Raw genomic sequence first — 13,887 nt, 5'->3', positions numbered from 1 at the left:
CAGTCGTCAAAGGCTCACTTGCCCTTAAACGGCACCATTCCAGCGCGCGCCAGTTCATCGGCCCGTTCGTTTTCGGGATGCCCTGCATGGCCTTTGACCCATTCCCACGTGACATTGTGGCGTTTGGTGGCTTCGTCCAGCCGTTTCCACAGCTCTTCGTTTTTGACCGGTTTTTTGGCAGCCGTTTTCCAGCCCTTTGCCTTCCAGCCGTGGATCCATTTGGTGATCCCGTCTTTGACATAGGAACTGTCGGTCACAATGGTGATGGTGCTGGGGCGTTCCAGCGCGTCCAATGCCGAAATCGCGGCCAGCAATTCCATCTGATTGTTGGTGGTTTCAGCGGCGCCACCTTTTAGCATTTTTTCTTTGATCACGGCCTCGCCTTCATAGGCGATTAGCAACGCGCCCCATCCACCGGGGCCGGGATTGCCCGAACAGGCCCCGTCTGTGTAGGCGTATAATGTCGGCATTACTTCTCCGCTCGTAGAATGACCCAAGGCGCAATTTCGCCGGACAGGCCTTTGTCCAATCCGGTGTCGCGAAAATTCACGCGAAATCCGGCATGGTTTAGCAATGTTTCCAACTCAACCTCGGTCACATAAGTGTAGCGCCGGTCGATGCCGTCGCGTGACTGACCCGTGCCGGTTTTCATCCCGATATGCAAGGTGCCGCCGGGGGTAAGTGACTGAAAAATGGCGTCTAAATGCACAGGCAGGTCTGCGCGCTGTGCATGAAGCAGGCTAAAGTTGGCCCAAACACCCGCATAGACATTTTCGCCGGTGATGTCGTGAAAGGTGCCCAGACGGGCGGGCAAATCATAGGACGTTTGCGCCAGTTCAACCATGCTGGTCGAGGCATCCAACGGGTCCGGTTTTAACCCTGCCTGCGTCATGAAATACGACGCCCGACCGGGCCCACAGCCCAGATCCAGAACCCGCCCTGCGGCGGGGATCAGCGCCATAAAATCACGCAGATGTCGGTCGGGCTGATCAGTTTGCACCAGATCGGCATAATCCGCGGCCTTGGCGTTATAAACGGCGATGGTGCGTGGATCGCTGGTCATGCTTTTTCAAACGCGAGCCGCGCGGCGAGGGCGGCAAACACCCCGGCAAAGCCACGGTTTAACCAGCGTAGCACGGCGGTTTTGGACAATAGGTGATCGCGGGTTGCAGCGGCAAAGGCGCCATATCCGGCAAACACAACAAAAGTTAGCGCCATGAAAACACTGCCTAAAACCAGCATTTCAAACTGGGCCGAGGCGGCGTTGCCAGACAGAAATGGCGGCAGCAACGCCAAGAAAAAGATCGACAATTTGGGGTTCAAAATGTTGATCAACGCCGCGCGTCTGGCGATGGCCCAGCTGGGTTCAGGGTTTGCACGCGCGGACACGGACAGCGCCCCGTCGGATTTCAACATCTGCCATGCCAGATACAGCAGATAGCCGACCCCGGCGAATTTAACGACCTGAAATGCAACAGCGCTGGTGTGCAAAATCGCGGCCAAACCCAGACTGGCGGCCAACAAATGCGGGACAATCCCAATGGTACAGCCAAGCGCGGCCAGAATGGCGGCGCGACGACCCTGACCAAGCCCAACCGCCAATGTGTAAATCACCCCAGTGCCCGGCGCGATCACCACAACCAATGCTGTCAGCAGAAACTGCAGGCTGATCATGCGGGGACCCGCAAGACACGCGGCACTTTGAATTCGATGTTTTCTTCGGCGGTGACGACCTGTTCCGTAGTGACATCAAATTTGTCGCGGAATGCGTCGATCACTTCGTTGATCAGCACTTCGGGTGCGGATGCCCCGGCGGTGATGCCCAGCGTTTTCACGCCGCCCAGGGCGCGCCAATCGATGTCGGTGCTGCGCTGAACCAGTTGCGAATAAGAACAGCCTGCTTTGCGGCCAACCTCGACCAAGCGGCGGGAATTGGACGAATTGGGCGCGCCGACCACCAGCATGGCTTCGACCTTGGGGGCCATGGCTTTGACCGCTTCTTGGCGGTTGGTTGTGGCGTAACAGATGTCTTCTTTGTGGGGGCCGACGATGGCGGGGAACCGGGCGTTCAGCGCGGCGATAATATCGACCGTGTCATCCACGGATAGGGTGGTTTGCGTGACAAAGGCCAGCTGCGATGGATCACGCACATCAACCGTTGCGACGTCTTCGACGGTTTCGACCAGCAACACTTCGCCGTCGGGCAATTGCCCCATTGTGCCGATGGTTTCAGGATGGCCCGCATGGCCGATCATGATCATCTGAAGCCCGGCCTCGGCGTGGCGCTGTGCTTCGATATGGACCTTAGAAACCAGCGGGCAGGTCGCATCCACAAACACCATTTCGCGGCGTGTGGCTTCGGCGGGGACGGATTTTGGCACGCCATGGGCGGAAAAAATCACCGGGCGATCATCGGGGCATTCTTCTAACTCTTCGACGAAAACCGCCCCTTTGGCGCGCAGATCGTCGACCACATATTTGTTATGCACAATTTCGTGGCGCACATAGACCGGGGCACCCCATTTTTCGATCGCCATTTCGACGATTTTGATGGCGCGATCCACGCCCGCGCAAAACCCGCGCGGGGCGGCCAGAAACAAGGTCAAAGAAGGTTTGGTCATAGGTCCACTCTGCGTCCGTTTAGGGCATTGGCCGGGTTTGGCCACCCGCAGGGGCCGCGTCGTCCTGAATGCCCTAGAGGTAAGTGGTGTAGCGCCGAGCGTCCAGTGGTTTTGACCCCAGCACGGTGCGCGATTGCAGGTATCCTGCTGTGTCAGCGCATAGAAAAGGGCGCCTGAAGCGCCCTGATCTTAGTTTTCTTCGGAAACGTATGCTTGTTCCGCTTCGGGATGTGTTTCCCGGGGCGGACGTCCGACAATATCGCGCAATTCATCAAGCTCGATAAAGTTATCGGCCTGACGGCGCAGCTCATCCGAAATCATCGGTGGCTGGCTGCGGATGGTGGACACAACAGAAACCCGAACGCCTTTGCGCTGCAACGCGGCGACCAAGGGGCGAAAATCGCCATCGCCCGAAAACAGAACGATGTGATCCACACTTGGAGCTAGTTCCATAGCATCGACACTGAGTTCGATATCCATGTTTCCTTTGACCTTGCGCCGTCCTTGGCTGTCGATGTATTCTTTGGCCGGTTTCGTGACCATGTTGAAGCCGTTGTAATGAAGCCAGTCAACCAAAGGGCGAATCGGAGAATATTCATCGCTCTCGAGCAAGGCTGTATAGTAAAAGGCACGCAGCAGTTTACCGCGGCGGGCAAATTCCTGTCTGAGTAACTTGTAGTCAATGTCAAACCCCAATGCCTTTGCAGCGGCATAGAGATTAGATCCGTCAATAAAGAGCGCGAGACGCTCATCGCGGTAAAACATCTAAATATGTCCTTCCAACAAGTTTCGCCGGATTGTTCCATGAGTGTGAGTGAGTATATGGCGAAACAAGACCGTTATGTAAGGAAATCATGACATGCCGCAAGCCCCACTACACCAAAGGATAGGTCAGTTGGCCCTGATCGCCCTGGGCAGCAATGAAACAATGCTGGAAACCGGTCCAGAAGCCACGATTTCCAGTGCAATCGACGAAATTGGCCGCAAACTGGGAAAAATTGACGCAACGTCATGGTTGTATCGCACGCCCTGCTTTCCGGCCGGGTCGGGGCCGGATTTTGTAAATGCGGCGGTGGCTGTGACCACAGAAATGTCCGCGCGGCAGGTTTTAACATTGCTCCATCAGATCGAGGCAGATTTTGGTCGGGTGCGCCGCAAACGGTGGGGCCAGCGGGTGCTGGATCTGGATCTGCTTGCGTTGGGGGATCAGGTTTTGCCCGATCATGCCAAATATCAGCAATGGCGAGATTTGGATTTGGCGACCCAAATGGAACAGGCCCCGGATGAATTGATCCTGCCACATCCCCGGATTCAGGACCGGTCATTTGTGTTGCGTCCATTGGCGGATGTTGCCCCGGAATGGCGCCATCCTGTGCTGGGGCAATCGGTCGTTCAGATGCTGGCGGCGCGCCCGGCTGAGGAACAGGATGAAATCGTGCAAATTGGTTGAAAACAACGCAGTGGGCCGCATAGAATCACCTTGTCAATTCCTTTGAAACCCCTTACTAAGCACTTTCTGATCTGCCCCGAATTTTGAGAGATGGAGAGCCCCAATGGCCCGCGTTACCGTAGAAGATTGCGTAGATAAGGTTCCTAACCGCTTCGAGCTGGTTCTTCTTGCCTCTCATCGTGCCCGTGAAATCGCGGCCGGTGCGCCGATCACAATCGAACGTGACAATGATAAAAACCCTGTTGTGTCGCTGCGTGAAATCGCCGACGAAACCCAGCAGGCGGATGATCTGCGCGAACGGATGATTGAATCCAATCAGACCCAGATCGAAGTTGACGAGCCAGAAGAAGATGCAATGGCATTGTTGATGGGTGCAGAACCTGCTGACAAACCTGCTGTGGATGACATGCCAGACGAACAGCTGTTGCGTGAATTGATGGCCGCTCAGGGGCCGCGCTAGGTTTGGGCCCACGCTCAAACGCCTAACGAGGATGCAGGGCATAAATGATCGACGCTGACGACCTGATTGCCCGCATCCGTGTCTACAATCCCAATACAAATGAGGATCTGATCAGGCGTGCCTTTGCCTTTGGCGCTGAAATGCATGACGGTCAGACCCGCCATTCCGGCGAACCTTATTTCACCCATCCGATTGCTGTGGCTGGTATTCTGGCCGAACAACAAATGGATGACGCGACCATCATCACCGCCCTGTTGCATGACACAATCGAAGACACCAAAGCGGCGTTTTCCGATGTCGAAGAGCTGTTTGGTCGCGAAATTGCTGAATTGGTTGATGGCGTTACCAAGCTGACGAACCTGCAGCTGAACTCTACCGAAACCAAGCAGGCCGAAAATTTTCGCAAATTGTTCATGGCTACGTCCCGCGATCTGCGGGTGACATTGGTCAAACTGGCCGACCGGCTGCACAATATGCGCACGATTAAATCCATGCGCCCCGAAAAACAGGCCCAAAAGGCCCGAGAAACCATGGATATCTACGCGCCCCTCGGTGGTCGGATGGGGATGCAATGGATGCGCGAAGAGCTGGAGGATCTGGCCTTTCGCGTGTTGAATCCCGAAGGGCGCAATTCGATCATCCGACGGTTCATCACCTTGCAGCGTGAAACCGGGGATGTGATTGAAAAAATCACCGCCGATATGCGCCACGTACTGGCAGAGGCAAATATCAGCGCCGACGTTTATGGCCGCGCCAAAAAACCCTATTCGATCTGGCGGAAAATGCAGGAAAAAGAGCTGGGATTTTCCCGCTTGTCCGACATTTATGGGTTCCGGGTCATCACCCAGTCAGAGGCAGATTGTTACCGCACATTGGGCGCTATCCATCAGCGTTGGCGCGCCGTGCCCGGCCGGTTCAAAGACTACATTTCGCAGCCAAAATCAAACGGTTACCGTTCGATCCACACAACTGTTTCGGGCCGTGATGGCAAACGCGTAGAGGTGCAGATCCGCACCCATGAAATGCACGAAGTTGCCGAAACCGGGGTGGCGGCGCATTGGTCCTATCGTCAGGGCGAACGGGTTGAAAACCGGTTTGCGGTTGATCCGGCGCGGTGGATTGCTTCGATTTCGGAACGGCTGGGCGAAGGCCAAGAGGACAGTGAATTCCTCGAGGCGGTAAAGCTGGAAATGTATCAGGATCAGGTGTTCTGTTTTACCCCCAAAGGCGAGGTGATCAAGCTGCCGCGCGGGGGGACACCGATTGATTTTGCCTATGCGATCCACACCCGGATTGGCCATGCTTGTGTCGGCGCCAAGGTGGACCATCTGCGCGTGCCATTGTGGACGCGGCTGAAAAACGGTCAGTCGATTGAAATCATCACCGCCGAAGGTCAAACGCCGCAAGCCACCTGGATCGACATTGCCGTCACCGGCAAAGCCAAGGCCGCAATTCGGCGGGCGTTAAGAGAAGAAGATCGCGAACGCTATATTCGGCTGGGTCGGGAATTGGCGCGGGTTGCGTTCGAAAACGTGGGTAAAAAATCAACCGACAAGGCGTTGAAAACTGCGGCCAAGGCCCTGGTTTTAAACGGTATGGATGATCTTTTGGCGCGTCTTGGCAGCGCAGAGCTAACGTCACGCGAAGTGGTGCGCGCGATTTATCCGGATCTGGCCGAACGCGAAGGTGACGAGGTCGATCAACGCCGCGCGGTGGTTGGTCTGGATGCGGGCTGGACCCATCGGCGCGCCAATTGCTGTCAGCCGGTGCCGGGCGAACGGATCGTCGGCATCACCTATCGCGGCGAAGGCGTGGTTGTGCATGCCATCGATTGCGAAGTTTTAGCCGATTACGAAGGTCAGCCCGAACGCTGGGTCGATCTGCATTGGCAAGAGGGCAACCACAAATCCGTCAACACAATCACGTTTGATCTGGCCATTACCAACGACGCGGGCGTGCTGGGACGAATTTGCACATTGATTGGCGAACAAAGCGCCAATATCTCGAACCTGACATTTATCGATCGTAAACCAGATTATTACCGTCTTCTGGTTGATGTAGATCTGCGGGACACACAGCACCTGCACAGAATCATGACCGCGCTTGAGGCTGACAGCAATGTCGCCACGATCGCGCGTCACAGGAATCCAGCCCGCGCACCGCGTGGTCCGGGCGGGGGCGAATAGAAAGGAACGGGGCCTTTGGTCTTCAAACGCAGGGATCCACGGCCGCTTTGGAAAATTCTGGTCGAGGTGTTCTGGCCGCGCGGCGGCTGGGGCCGGGCGTTTGAATATGTCAAACATCGCGTGCGCCGTTTGCCTGACACACCCCAAAAAATCAGCCGCGGCATCTGGGCCGGGGTTTTTACCACTTTTACGCCGTTTTACATGTTACATTTTGTGGTTGCTGCCCTTATTGCGCGCGTGATGCGGGGCAATATTTTGGCGGCTTTGATGGCGACGTTTTTCGGCAATCCTCTGACCTATGTGCCCATTGGCGTGATTTCCCTGAACACGGGGCATTTCCTGTTGGGGTCACGCCCTGCAGAACAATTCGACGAAAGCCTGATCGCCAAATTTACGGGGGCGGGTCATGATTTGTGGCATAATTTCAAGGCGATATTCACACCAGCCAAGGCGGATTGGCAGCATTTGCACATCTTTTACGATGAGGTGTTTTTCCCTTATATGGTCGGGGGCATTATCCCCGGCGTGGTGGCGGCGACCATCTGTTATTACCTTTCGGTGCCGCTGATCAGCGCCTACCAAAACCGACGTCGCAAAGCGCTGAGGGCGAAATTGGATCAGCTTAAAAACTCTGCTGAAAAAGACGGCTGACGAAGCGATCACAACAGACTAGTCTTTCGGTAAAATAACAGGAGAATTGCCATGAATTTGGGCAAGCTGCGCCTTGGCGTGAATATCGATCACGTGGCAACCGTGCGCAATGCGCGCGGCGGGATGTACCCTGATCCGTTACGCGCGGCCAAAATGGCGGAACAGGCGGGCGCGGATGGGATCACTGCGCATCTGCGCGAAGATCGGCGTCACATTTCGGACGCGGATATCGATGGCCTGATGGAGGTTCTGACCGTTCCGTTGAACTTTGAAATGGCTGCGACGGATGAAATGCAGGCGATTGCCCTGCGTCACAAACCCCACGCGGTCTGCATCGTTCCTGAAAAACGCGAAGAGCGCACCACCGAAGGCGGGCTGGAAGTGGCGCGCGAAGAAAACAAATTGGCGCATTTTATCGCCCCGTTGCGCGAAGCGGGCTGTCGCGTGTCGATTTTTATCGCGGCGGATAAACGCCAGATTGATGCCGCGCACCGCATTGGCGCGCAGGTGATCGAACTGCATACGGGCGCTTATTGCGATGCGTTTGCGGATGGTGATTTTGCCAAACGTGACGCGGAATTGGACGCGTTGCGTGATATGGCGACCTATGCGCATTCCTTGGGGCTAGAGGTTCATGCCGGACATGGTTTGACCTATGAAACCGTCGCGCCGATCGCCGCCTTTCCTGAGGTCCAAGAGCTGAATATCGGGCATTTCATCATCGGAGAGAGCATTTTTCTGGGGCTGGAACCAGCAATCCGTGAAATGCGCCGTCTGATGGATGAGGCGCGCGCCTAATATGGGTCCTGATATCGTCCTGATCCTGATCGGCTGGGCCATTGCGGGGGGATCGCCGGGGCCTGCGACCTTGGCCATTTCGGGCACATCGATGGGCATGGGGCGACAGGCCGGATTGACCATTGCGGGTGGCATCGTCGCTGGATCGGTCACATGGGGCATCGCGGCGGGCATGGGCATGAGCGCGATCATGCTGGCCAACGCCTGGGTCTTTGAGGTCGTGCGCTATATCGGCGCGCTTTATCTGATGTATTTGGCGGTCAAATCTTTGCGCAGCGCCATGCGGCCCACTGCGTCCCGCCCGGTAGAAATGCGCCGTACCAAACTGTTTGCCAAAGGCATGTTGCTGCATTTGACCAACCCCAAAGCCATCCTCAGCTGGGGTGCGATTTACGCGATTGCTCTGCCTGTTGGGGCGGGATCGACGCAGGTGTGGCAATTATTTGCCATGCTTAGCACCGTGTCCTGTAGCGTGTTTTTTGGCTATGCGATTTTGTTTTCCCATGCGGCGATTGCCCGTGGGTATCAGCGGGCGCGACGTGGGTTTGATCTGGCCTTTGCGGCGTTGTTTGGTGGGGCGTCGTTAAAAATCCTGACCGCAGATTTGGAGCTTTCGTAATGTTCAAACCTTTGGGGATGCTGATCGTAATACTGGCCCCGCAGATCGCAACCGCCCAGCAGGCCCAGCCCTGTGATTGGGAGGCATCCGTGCAATCCTTGGCCGAACCATGGGCGGAAAACACGCGTTTGTTTGCCAATGGGGATGTACGGCTGGCGTTGTTGGACACGTTAGAACCTGCCGCGGCGGCGTTTCGCCTGCTGATCCTGTCGCCCCCGTTTGACGAATTGGGGGATCGGCAATGCATCACAGTGGGCCACGGTTCAGCCGGGTTTTCGGGTATGATGTTTGATCAATTAACCTCGGATTATGACCCGGCGCGCGGGCTGATTTTTGACATTCCAGTTCAGGTGATGGGAACGGGCGATGTGCTATTTGAGGACCGGCATTTGCAGGTGACCCTGAACCAAGCCAATGGCGACGTGAGCGCAGCGTTCAAATGATTTTGGGCATCGGGACGGATTTAGCCAATATTGACCGCATTCAAGGCACGTTGGATCGGTTTGGCGAGCGGTTCAAAAACCGCGTCTTCACTGAAATTGAACAACAAAAAGCCGAACGTCGCAAAGATATCGCCGGCACTTATGCCAAACGCTGGGCCGCCAAAGAAGCCTGTTCAAAGGCGCTTGGAACCGGGCTTGCGATGGGGATTTCGTGGAAAGATATGGCCGTGCAAAATATGCGCACAGGTCAGCCCACGATGTCCGTGACCGGATGGGCCGCGGATCGGTTGGCGGACATGACCCCACCGGGGCATGAGGCGCATATTCACGTCACTTTGACCGACGATCACCCATGGGCGCAGGCCTTTGTTGTGATCGAAGCCCGCCCCGTCATGCAATCGAACAATCAGAAACCCGCCCAAGGCGGTTGACTCGGGGCTTTGACAGCCTCATTTACCCCTTCAACACATGTGCCTTTTGGGCCTAATTTCATTGGCCTGCGCCACAACATCAAAGGAAGTCTGAATGTCAGAGGAAAAGGGCCTGTTGCACGGCGTCTGGGAAACGGTGAAAACCGTGGTTTATGCCCTGTTGATCGCTGGCGCCTTTCGCACATTCCTGTTTCAGCCGTTCTGGATCCCGTCAGGGTCCATGAAGGACACATTGCTGATCGGTGATTTCCTGTTCGTCAATAAAATGGCCTATGGCTATTCCTATGCGTCCTGCCCGTCGATCCGCATTCCGGCCGTGGGCATTGACATTTCTGCCGAAGATTTCTGTGGCGTCTTTAAGGGCAGCGACAGTCGTCTGTTTGGGTCCGAGCCAGAACGCGGCGACGTTGTCGTGTTCCGCCACCCCACACGCGGTGACGATTTCATCAAACGGATGATCGGCCTGCCGGGGGATCGCATTCAGATGATCGACGGTGTTTTGCAGATCAACGGCGAAGCGGTGATCATCGAAGAAGACGGATTTTTCATCGAAACCTATGAACAACAGGGACCGCTGGGCAATACGCCGATGTGTATGAACGGGTCCGTGGGCATTGGCGGTGATTGCATGAAGGAACGCATGTACGAAACCCTGCCCAATGGGGTGCGCCATGCGATTTTGAACGCGCGGGATGACAATCCGCGTCCGTTCACCGATAATAGCGGCGTCTATGTTGTTCCCGAAGGCGAATATTTCCTGATGGGTGACAACCGTGACAATTCGGGGGATTCCCGGGTGCCTGCCACACAGCGCGGCGTTGGCTTTGTCCCACTAGAGGATATTGTCGGGCGCGCCGATCGCATCATGTTCTCGTCCGCGGGGCGGTCTATGTTTGCGTTCTGGACATGGCGGTCTGACCGGTTCTTTAAGGCGATCGAGTGAAGTTAAGCGCAGATTTAGAAGCCTTTAGCGGGCGGTTGGGCCATACGTTTACCCGGTCGGAACTGTTGGTGCGCGCGGTGACACATTCATCCATGTCGTCGCCCCATCGTGACGACAATCAGCGGCTTGAATTCCTTGGGGATCGGGTGCTGGGATTGGTGATGTCTGACGCACTGTTAAAGGCAGATGTCGCTGCATCCGAAGGCATGTTGGCCCCGCGCTATAACGCCTTGGTGCGCAAAGAAACTTGCGCCGATGTGGCCCGCCAGATTGATCTGGGCGCGGTGATGAAACTGGGCCGGTCCGAAATGAAATCGGGCGGGCGACGCAAAGAGGCGTTGCTGGCCGACGCCATGGAGGCGGTGATCGCCGCCGTTTATCTCGATGCCGGATTTCAGGCCGCCGAAGCGTTGGTTCTGCGGCTCTGGGGGGATCGCATTCAGAACGTCGAACAGGATGCGCGCGACGCCAAAACCAGTCTGCAGGAATGGGCCCAAGCCCGTGGCCAGACCCCGCCTGTTTACCGCGAGGTTGGCCGATCCGGTCCTGACCACGCTCCGATTTTTACCATCGAGGTGACGCTTGCCTCGGGGGAACATGAAAACGCCAGTGCAGGTGCAAAACGGCAGGCCGAACAGGCCGCCGCGAAATCCCTGCTTGAAAAGGTATCTCAATGAACGACGCCACAGAACATTCTGACGCGACACCCGATTTTGACGGCCCAACCCGATCCGGTTTTGTCGCGCTGATTGGCGAACCCAATGCAGGCAAATCGACCCTGACCAACCACATGGTTGGCGCCAAGGTCAGCATCGTCACCCACAAAGTGCAAACCACCCGCGCCCGTATTCGCGGCGTTGCCATCGAAGGCGCGTCTCAGATCGTGTTTGTCGACACGCCGGGCCTGTTTAACCCCAAACGCCGCCTTGATCGCGCCATGGTCGCGGCCGCTTGGGGCGGGGCGTCGGATGCGGATGTGATCGTGCTGTTGATTGAGGCGCATCGCGGCATCACCGATGGGGTGAAAAACATCCTCAAACGTCTGAATGACATTGGTGAACACCGCAAAATCGCGTTGGCGATCAACAAAATCGACCGGGTCGAAGCGCCGGTGCTGCTGGCCCTGACCAAGGACATGAACGAACGCTATAATTTCGTCGATACGTTCCTGATTTCCGCCGAAAAAGGCCATGGCTGCGATGCGCTGCGTGCATGGCTGGCCAAAGAACTGCCCGAAGGTCCGTGGCTTTATCCAGAAGATCAGATCGCCGATCTGCCGGTTCGGATGATTGCCGCTGAAATGACCCGCGAAAAACTGACCCTGCGTCTGCATCAGGAATTGCCCTATCAATTGACGGTCGAAACCGAACATTGGGAGGAACGCAAAGACGGGTCCTGTCGGGTGGATCAGCTGATCTATGTGATGCGCGACGGGCATAAAGGCATTGTTTTGGGGCATCGTGGCGACACGATCAAAGCCGTGTCCAAAGCGTCGCGCGAAGAGCTAGAGGAATTTCTGGGCCGCAAGGTGCATCTGTTTTTACAGGTTAAAGTACGCCCCAACTGGCTCGAAGAATCCGAACGTTACTCAGAAATGGGACTTGATTTTCGCGATGGCAACTAACCCTTTTTGTTGGGGGAAATACGCCGGTGGTGCGGGGGCGTGCCCCCGCAATTCTATGACGGCGATGACATGCGCCTGACCGCTGATATGTGGGTTTCGGCCTACCTGACCCGTTTGCGTCTGTCCGATATTCCGGCCTTTGTGGTACGCAAGGGCGATCTGACGGCGGGGAATATTCTGATCAAACTCAATACGTTGGATGGTCAGGCGACGTTGTTTCAACGTATGCATGATCTGATGACAGATACGCGGAAATGGGATGTTCTGGCGCAGGGCGATGACCGCGATGTTGAGGTGTCGATCGTCAAACAATCAGGGTTCGATCCCGACCTTTGGGTGATAGAGGTCGAAGATCGCGCCGGGCGCACATTGCTGGACGAGCCGGGTTTCGCATGATCGAGTGGCGCGCAGAAGGGACATTGATCAGCCTGCGCAAACACGGCGAAAATGCTGCGATCATCGAAGTTTTAACTGCGGAACACGGGCTTCATGCGGGGGTTGTGCGTGGGGCCAGCAGCCGGAAAATGACCCCGATTTTACAGCCCGGTTCGCAGATCGATGTTACATGGAAGGCCCGCCTAGAGGACCACCTCGGCAGTTTTACCGTTGAACCGATCCGTGGCCGTTCGGCGCTGATTATGAACGACCGGCTGGCGCTGGCGGGGTTAAATGCCATCTGTGGGCTGCTGTCGTTTGTGTTGGCCGAACGCGAACCACATGCGGATCTGTACCTGCGCACCCAAGAATTGCTGGACCTTTTGGGCCGCACAGACGCCTGGCCGTTGGCCTATCTGCGTTGGGAAGTGGCGTTGTTGGACGAAATGGGATTTGGCATGGATTTGACCGCCTGCGCGGTCACGGGCCACAATGATGCGCTGATTTATGTGTCGCCCCGGTCAGGACGCGCGGTCAGTGCCTCGGCGGCGGGGGAATGGGCGGATCGGTTGCTGCCGTTGCCGCCGGTTTTGCTGGGCGAAGGGTTTGCGCCGAATTACGAAATCTTGCAGGGGCTTCAAACCACTGGGTATTTTCTGGCCAATCAATTGGCAAAATCGCTGGGCAACAAACCTTTGCCTGCTGCGCGTCAACGATTGATCGACGCCTTGACCAAAGCGATGAATTAGGACCCTTGGATGGCCTCAAAGACCATGGTCGCGCCCTGTTCATTGGACAGGATCAACGCATCGCCAGACACTTCGGAAATGGTCATGGATTGCAGCGCGTCAAAATACGTGGCCTCGGTCGTCAGTTCTGTACAGGCCATTTCGGTTGATCCGACCCCATCCAGACTGAACCAAGGATAAGGGGCGGTTTGCACACCAAAATAGTAGTTGCAGGGGCCTTGGCCTTCGATGCGGCCTTGGGCGTGAAAACTGATCGTGGCGCTGGCCGTGAACGCCACGTCATCCATCGATACCAATGCAAATGTCCGCCCACCTGCGCCATAGGCGGAAATGGTTTCGTCTGCGCATCCGGTTAACCCCAGAGTGCCGATTAAGAATAGAACTGCCTGTTTCATGTTTTGAATCTGGAGCTTACCCCGGCGGCATTCAAGGGGAATTAGGTTAACATTCTCGTCAAAGTCAGGATTTCCATAGGTTTTAGGCCGTTGATTTGTCGCAATTTATGTTGCGGGCACCTCTTGACCTTCTAGCTACTGG

At 56.2% G+C, this 13,887-nt stretch carries 19 protein-coding genes; 13 read left to right on the top strand and 6 right to left on the bottom strand.

Going from position 1 to position 13,887, the window contains the following annotated elements:
* Positions 1–14: 14 nt before the first annotated feature.
* The 5 genes from rnhA to AB1F12_RS12815 all read right to left on the bottom strand — a co-directional run bounded on the left by rnhA (position 15) and on the right by AB1F12_RS12815 (position 3,386).
* Positions 15–470, bottom strand: a complete 456-nt coding sequence (gene rnhA / locus AB1F12_RS12835) for a ribonuclease HI (protein WP_368184767.1) — start codon at positions 468–470, stop codon at positions 15–17.
* Positions 470–1,063 (bottom strand): methyltransferase domain-containing protein, encoded by a 594-nt coding sequence (locus AB1F12_RS12830; RefSeq protein WP_368184766.1) that lies wholly within the window; start codon positions 1,061–1,063, stop codon positions 470–472. Before AB1F12_RS12830 ends, rnhA begins: the two co-directional genes overlap by 1 nt.
* Positions 1,060–1,674, bottom strand: coding sequence for a LysE family translocator (locus tag AB1F12_RS12825; protein WP_368184765.1), 615 nt, complete (start codon positions 1,672–1,674; stop codon positions 1,060–1,062). Before AB1F12_RS12825 ends, AB1F12_RS12830 begins: the two co-directional genes overlap by 4 nt.
* Positions 1,671–2,621, bottom strand: a complete 951-nt coding sequence (gene ispH, locus AB1F12_RS12820; protein ID WP_368184764.1) for a 4-hydroxy-3-methylbut-2-enyl diphosphate reductase — start codon at positions 2,619–2,621, stop codon at positions 1,671–1,673. Before ispH ends, AB1F12_RS12825 begins: the two co-directional genes overlap by 4 nt.
* Before the next feature lie 189 nt (positions 2,622–2,810).
* Positions 2,811–3,386, bottom strand: coding sequence for an NYN domain-containing protein (locus AB1F12_RS12815; RefSeq protein ID WP_368184763.1), 576 nt, complete (start codon positions 3,384–3,386; stop codon positions 2,811–2,813).
* Positions 3,387–3,516: 130 nt separating this feature from the next.
* Between AB1F12_RS12815 and folK the strand changes: the two genes are divergently transcribed.
* From folK to recO, 13 genes are all read left to right on the top strand, one after another.
* On the top strand, positions 3,517–4,071 hold the full coding sequence (gene folK, locus AB1F12_RS12810) for a 2-amino-4-hydroxy-6-hydroxymethyldihydropteridine diphosphokinase (protein WP_368184762.1): 555 nt from the start codon (positions 3,517–3,519) through the stop codon (positions 4,069–4,071).
* 103 nt (positions 4,072–4,174) lie between these two features.
* Complete coding sequence (gene rpoZ / locus AB1F12_RS12805; protein ID WP_368184761.1) at positions 4,175–4,531, top strand: DNA-directed RNA polymerase subunit omega; 357 nt, start codon at positions 4,175–4,177, stop codon at positions 4,529–4,531.
* Between the two features lie 44 nt (positions 4,532–4,575).
* Entirely contained in the window at positions 4,576–6,717 is a 2,142-nt protein-coding gene (locus AB1F12_RS12800; RefSeq protein ID WP_368184760.1) for a bifunctional (p)ppGpp synthetase/guanosine-3',5'-bis(diphosphate) 3'-pyrophosphohydrolase, read from the top strand.
* 15 nt (positions 6,718–6,732) lie between these two features.
* Positions 6,733–7,368 (top strand): DUF2062 domain-containing protein, encoded by a 636-nt coding sequence (locus AB1F12_RS12795; RefSeq protein ID WP_368184759.1) that lies wholly within the window; start codon positions 6,733–6,735, stop codon positions 7,366–7,368.
* A 51-nt stretch (positions 7,369–7,419) separates the two neighbouring features.
* Positions 7,420–8,166, top strand: coding sequence for a pyridoxine 5'-phosphate synthase (locus AB1F12_RS12790; RefSeq protein ID WP_368184758.1), 747 nt, complete (start codon positions 7,420–7,422; stop codon positions 8,164–8,166).
* 1 nt (position 8,167) lies between these two features.
* Positions 8,168–8,785 (top strand): LysE family translocator, encoded by a 618-nt coding sequence (locus tag AB1F12_RS12785; RefSeq protein WP_368184757.1) that lies wholly within the window; start codon positions 8,168–8,170, stop codon positions 8,783–8,785.
* Entirely contained in the window at positions 8,785–9,228 is a 444-nt protein-coding gene (locus AB1F12_RS12780; RefSeq protein ID WP_368184756.1) for a hypothetical protein, read from the top strand. The genes AB1F12_RS12785 and AB1F12_RS12780 overlap by 1 nt, the downstream gene beginning before the upstream one ends.
* Positions 9,225–9,659, top strand: a complete 435-nt coding sequence (gene acpS, locus AB1F12_RS12775; protein WP_368184755.1) for a holo-ACP synthase — start codon at positions 9,225–9,227, stop codon at positions 9,657–9,659. Before AB1F12_RS12780 ends, acpS begins: the two co-directional genes overlap by 4 nt.
* 94 nt (positions 9,660–9,753) lie before the next feature.
* Positions 9,754–10,602 carry a signal peptidase I gene (gene lepB, locus AB1F12_RS12770; protein WP_368184754.1) on the top strand — a complete coding sequence of 283 codons (849 nt, stop codon included), beginning with the start codon at positions 9,754–9,756 and terminating at the stop codon, positions 10,600–10,602.
* Complete coding sequence (rnc, locus tag AB1F12_RS12765; protein WP_368184753.1) at positions 10,599–11,279, top strand: ribonuclease III; 681 nt, start codon at positions 10,599–10,601, stop codon at positions 11,277–11,279. Before lepB ends, rnc begins: the two co-directional genes overlap by 4 nt.
* Positions 11,276–12,226, top strand: a complete 951-nt coding sequence (gene era / locus AB1F12_RS12760; protein WP_368184752.1) for a GTPase Era — start codon at positions 11,276–11,278, stop codon at positions 12,224–12,226. Before rnc ends, era begins: the two co-directional genes overlap by 4 nt.
* A gap of 69 nt (positions 12,227–12,295) precedes the next feature.
* Positions 12,296–12,622: a DUF1491 family protein gene (locus tag AB1F12_RS12755; RefSeq protein ID WP_368188365.1), complete on the top strand. Its 327-nt coding sequence runs from the start codon at positions 12,296–12,298 to the stop codon at positions 12,620–12,622.
* Positions 12,622–13,350 (top strand): DNA repair protein RecO, encoded by a 729-nt coding sequence (gene recO, locus AB1F12_RS12750; protein ID WP_368188364.1) that lies wholly within the window; start codon positions 12,622–12,624, stop codon positions 13,348–13,350. The genes AB1F12_RS12755 and recO overlap by 1 nt, the downstream gene beginning before the upstream one ends.
* On the opposite strand, the gene AB1F12_RS12745 is transcribed toward recO, so the two are convergent.
* Positions 13,347–13,745, bottom strand: a complete 399-nt coding sequence (locus tag AB1F12_RS12745; RefSeq protein ID WP_368184751.1) for an META domain-containing protein — start codon at positions 13,743–13,745, stop codon at positions 13,347–13,349. The two genes, recO and AB1F12_RS12745, sit on opposite strands and share 4 nt — an antisense overlap.
* Positions 13,746–13,887 lie beyond the last annotated feature (142 nt).

The organism is Aestuariibius sp. HNIBRBA575, from assembly GCF_040932005.1.
Lineage (GTDB): Bacteria > Pseudomonadota > Alphaproteobacteria > Rhodobacterales > Rhodobacteraceae > CANLNM01.
Note: the sequence above shows the minus strand (reverse complement) of the source record. Positions and strands in the feature narration are given on the sequence as shown.